Annotated in this window: 5 protein-coding genes; 1 reads left to right on the forward strand and 4 read right to left on the reverse strand. The window is 46.5% G+C overall.

The window, feature by feature from the left end:
* Nucleotides 1-95 precede the first annotated feature (95 nt).
* The 4 genes from rpiA to slyD form a co-directional block, all read right to left on the reverse strand.
* Entirely contained in the window at nt 96-755 is a 660-nt protein-coding gene (gene rpiA, locus ACEYJ7_RS00800; protein ID WP_373777136.1) for a ribose-5-phosphate isomerase RpiA, read from the reverse strand.
* Nucleotides 756-854: 99 nt separating this feature from the next.
* Nucleotides 855-2,189: a phosphoglucosamine mutase gene (gene glmM / locus ACEYJ7_RS00805; protein ID WP_373777137.1), complete on the reverse strand. Its 1,335-nt coding sequence runs from the start codon at nt 2,187-2,189 to the stop codon at nt 855-857.
* Between the two features lie 6 nt (nt 2,190-2,195).
* Nucleotides 2,196-3,722: a threonine ammonia-lyase, biosynthetic gene (ilvA, locus tag ACEYJ7_RS00810; protein ID WP_373777138.1), complete on the reverse strand. Its 1,527-nt coding sequence runs from the start codon at nt 3,720-3,722 to the stop codon at nt 2,196-2,198.
* A 19-nt stretch (nt 3,723-3,741) separates the two neighbouring features.
* A complete protein-coding gene (slyD, locus tag ACEYJ7_RS00815; RefSeq protein ID WP_373777139.1) occupies nt 3,742-4,320 on the reverse strand; it encodes a peptidylprolyl isomerase in 579 nt (192 codons plus the stop codon).
* Nucleotides 4,321-4,463: 143 nt separating this feature from the next.
* Here slyD and ACEYJ7_RS00820 point away from each other — a divergent pair.
* The coding region (locus ACEYJ7_RS00820; RefSeq protein WP_373777140.1) for a transposase at nt 4,464-4,611 on the forward strand (148 nt) is incomplete at its 3' end.

The following is a 4,611-nucleotide window of genomic DNA, read 5'->3' on the forward strand; positions in this document are numbered from 1 at the left end:
AAATCGGTTATATACAAGCGGTCTGATTGTCAGAATATTTTGCAAAAATATCGGTGGAACCGACCGCTTGTTATTCATCGTGGACAGTATTTTGACTATTCAATGATTTTTGCACCGTCCGGTGTACCGACAATAGTAATATTGGCATAACGTTGCGCAAAAATACCGTTGGTGACGACACCGGCAATATTATTAATGGTATGTTCCGTTTTTAGCGGTTCCGGGATCTTAAAGTTATACACGTCTAAAATCACGTTGCCGTTGTCGGTCACAACCCCTTCTCGGTATTCGGGAGAACCGCCTAGCGCTACAAGTTGACGGGCAACATAAGAACGCGCCATCGGGATGACTTCAACCGGTAAAGCGAAGGTAGAGCCTAACACATCTACCTGTTTACTGGAATCGACAATGCAGATGAATTTTTTTGCTAATGAACTCACAATTTTTTCACGTGTCAGCGCTGCGCCGCCACCTTTAATCATATAACCTTGCGGGGTAATCTCGTCGGCGCCGTCGATATAAACGTCAAGGGAAGACACATCATTGGCGTTAAAGACCTCAATTCCCTGTTTTCTTAACAATTCTTCGGAATATTTTGACGCGGCGACGGCACCTTTGATGTCATCGCGTAATTCGCCGAGGGCTTCAATAAAACAATTGACGGTAGAGCCGCTGCCGACACCGACAATCGTATCGGGTTTAACATATTGTAATGCAGCACGGGCTGCAATTTTTTTCATTTCGAGCTGATCCATAATTTTTCCTTACGTTACTTTATTTTTATATGTGAAAGGGCATTGCCGGGAGATATTATTAGATAAATAAAAAGTGGGCGTAAGCCCACCTTTTATCGGTCAGTTCCGTTTTACGGCGGCAACAATTTCTTCCGCCGCACTTTGTGCCAAGGCGCCGTCTTCGCATTCAACCATGACACGAATTAACGGCTCCGTACCTGATTTTCTGAGAAGAATACGCCCTTTGCCCGCCAAACGTTTTTCAACATCGGCTGCAACCGCTTTGACCTCTTCACTTTCCAACGGATTTGAGCCGCCTTCAAAGCGCACGTTAAGCAATACTTGCGGGAAGAGCGGAACCGCTTTGGCAAGCTCGTTTAACGTCAGTTTATGGGATACCATTGCACTCAATACTTCAAGTGAAGCGATGATACCGTCACCGGTGCTGTTTTTATCCAATACGATGATGTGACCGGAGTTTTCACCGCCTAATTTCCATTTTTTCTCTTTCAGCAGTTCAAGTACATAACGGTCACCGACATTGGCACGGGCAAACGGAATTGCTAGCTGTTTTAAGGCGATTTCCAAGCTCATGTTACTCATTAATGTGCCGACGACGCCGCCTTGTAACTTACCGGCTCGCAATGCTTCACGGGCAATGATGAATAAAATTTGGTCACCATCGACTTTGTTACCCAAATGATCAACCATGATCAAACGGTCGCCGTCTCCGTCGTATGCCAACCCGACATCGGCACCGGATTCCACCACAACTTTTTGTAGCGCCTTGATATCGGTTGCACCGCATTTTTCATTGATATTTAAACCGTCCGGGCGCGTACCGATTTCAATGACTTCAGCGCCAAGTTCGCGCATGACGTTCGGTGCGATATGGTAGGTCGCACCGTTGGCACAATCGACCACGATTTTGTAGCCTTCAAGGCTTAAATGCGCCGGAAAGGTACTTTTACAGAACTCAATATAACGACCTGCCGCATCTTTAATACGGCTTGCACGACCCAACTCGGCGGATTCGACACAATCCATCGGCTGATCAAGTAACGCCTCAATCGCTTCTTCCACGTCATCAGGTAATTTTTCACCGTCAGCGGAGAAGAACTTGATACCGTTATCATAATAAGGGTTATGCGATGCCGAAATGACGATGCCGGCTTCCGCACGGAAGGTACGGGTCAAATAAGCCACTGCGGGTGTCGGCATCGGACCGGTAAAGGCAGCGGATAACCCCGCTGCGGCTAAGCCGGCTTCTAATGCGGATTCCAACATATAACCGGAGATACGGGTATCTTTACCGATTAAGACTTTTTTTGATCCTTGAGTGGCAAGAATTTTACCTGCCGCCCAGCCCAGTTTTAGTGCAAAATCAGGTGTAATCGGATATTGACCTACTTTGCCGCGCACCCCGTCGGTGCCGAAATATTTGCGTTCTGCCATAATTTGCTACCTTAAAAAATATTGATAAGCCGGGCTATCGCTGACGTTTTGATAACGATAACCTAATTGTTCGAGATCTTGCTGAAAGTGCGCTTGACCTTCATCATCGACAACAAAAGCTGCCAAAATATCCCCGTAATCCGCTCCGTGAGCACGATAATGGAATAATGAAATATCCCAATCGGCCAATGTTTGGAGGAATTTGAGTAATGCGCCTTTTTGTTCCGGAAATTCAAAGCTGTACAGTTTCTCTTGTGTGACGGAAGTCGGGCGTCCGCCAACCATATAACGAATATGCGTTTTGGCGATATCGTCTTCCGAGAGATCGGCAACATCATAGCCGTGCTGCTGTAATTCCTTGATGATTTCCGATTTCTCGGCATTGCCTGTAATGCGTACGCCGACAAATATACAGGCGTGATGATCATCGGCGTGGCGATAGTTGAATTCGGTGACGGCTCGATTGCCGATAATCTGACAGAATTTGAGGAAACTTCCTTTTTGCTCGGGAATGGTGACCGCAAGCAATGCTTCATGTTTTTCACCGATTTCACATCGTTCGGAAACATAACGTAACGTGTGGAAATTCAAATTGGCGCCGGAAAGCAAACAGGCTAAGTTTTTACCTTGTAAGTTATGTTGAGCGACGTATTTTTTCAATCCTGCCAAAGACAGCGCACCGGACGGCTCGGCGATGGCGCGCACATTCTCAAAGATATCTTTGACGGCGGCACAAATCTCATCGTTATCCACCAACACCACATCATCGACGTATTGTTGGCATAAACGGAAGGTTTCATCTCCGATACGTTTGACGGCAACACCGTCGGCAAATAAGCCGACACGATTCAAATCAACCGGTTGCCCCGCCTGTAATGCATAAAAAAGACAGGCGGAGTCTTTGGATTCCACGCCAATCACTTTAATTTCAGGCATCAATTGTTTGATTAATACCGCAACACCGGCGATCAAACCGCCTCCGCCGACCGGTACGAAGACATAATTTAAATCTGCATTTTGCTGAAGTAATTCCATGCCGATAGAACCTTGTCCGGCAATCACCAGCGGATGATCGAACGGATGAACGAAGGTCATATTGAGTTCGTTGGAAAGCTCAATCGCTTTGGCTTTGGCTTCATCAAAATTGGCACCGTAGAGTAATACTTCACCGCCGAAGCCCCGTACCGCATCTACTTTAATTGCAGGAGTATTTTGCGGCATGACGATTAAGGCACGTAGTCCTAAGTGTTTGGCGGATAAGGCAACGCCTTGGGCGTGGTTCCCAGCCGAAGCGGCAATGACACCGGCAGCTTTTTGTGCAGGAGACAGGTTCGAAATCATCGCATAAGCCCCACGCAGTTTAAAACTGTGCACAGGCTGGCGATCTTCCCGTTTGATAAAAATGTGATTACCCAAACGCTCAGAGAGTTTTTCCATTTTTTGTAATGGTGTGTTTTGGGCAAGATCGTAGATTTTTGAACTTAAAATGGCACGGAGATAATCCGTGCCTGATTGTAATCGGGTGTCACTCATCGTTCAACTAACCCTTAGATTAGTGATTGCAGCCGCAACCGCCGTGTCCGTGATGGTGGTGATGATCGTGGTCGTGATGACCGCCACAGCAGCCGTGACCTTCTTCATCGTGATCGTGACCACAGCAACCACCTTCTTGATGAATATGACCGTGAGCGATTTCTTCTAATGTGGCTTCACGGGTTGAAACGACTTCAACCGAGAAGAGTAACTCTTGACCGGCGAGCATATGGTTACCGTCTACTACCACTTCATCACCGTCGATTTCGGTGATCACCACCGGCAGAGGACCGATATCCGTATCGGCGATAAAACGCATGCCGACTTCTAACTCATCCACGCCGGTGAAAACGTCTTTCGGAACGCGTTGAACCATATTGTCATTGTATTCGCCGTAGCCTTCTTCCGGTTTAACGCGCACTTCAAAGACATCACCGACAGCTTTTCCTTCCAACGCGTTTTCCAAACCGGGAACCAAATTATTGTGACCGTGTAAATACTCTAACGGTTGTTCTACAGGCGCTTCGTCGACTAATACGCCGTCTTGTGTGCGGACTTGGTAAGCGATACCGGGTACGACATTTTTCGTAATTTTCATTGAAAGGATTCCTTATTTCTTATGTATGGGTAAAAATTTCAAGCATTGTAGCTTGTTATGGCGGATTTGCAAATTTTAACGAAAAACCGACCGCTTGTTGATCTGCACCCCAAAACTTGGACACCTAATTTGAGGTGCAGATTATGTCCTATCCTTATCAATTTCGTTTAGACATTATCAAATTGGTCATCGAGCAGGATGTTGGTATCCGCGAGGTGGCAAAACTTCATCACATTCCCCATTCTGTGGTAATTCATTGGCTAAAAGCCTTTCGTGAAAGAGGACTTGATG

Origin of the sequence: Glaesserella sp., from assembly GCF_041814905.1 — a bacterium.
In the GTDB taxonomy this organism is placed as follows: domain Bacteria; phylum Pseudomonadota; class Gammaproteobacteria; order Enterobacterales; family Pasteurellaceae; genus Glaesserella.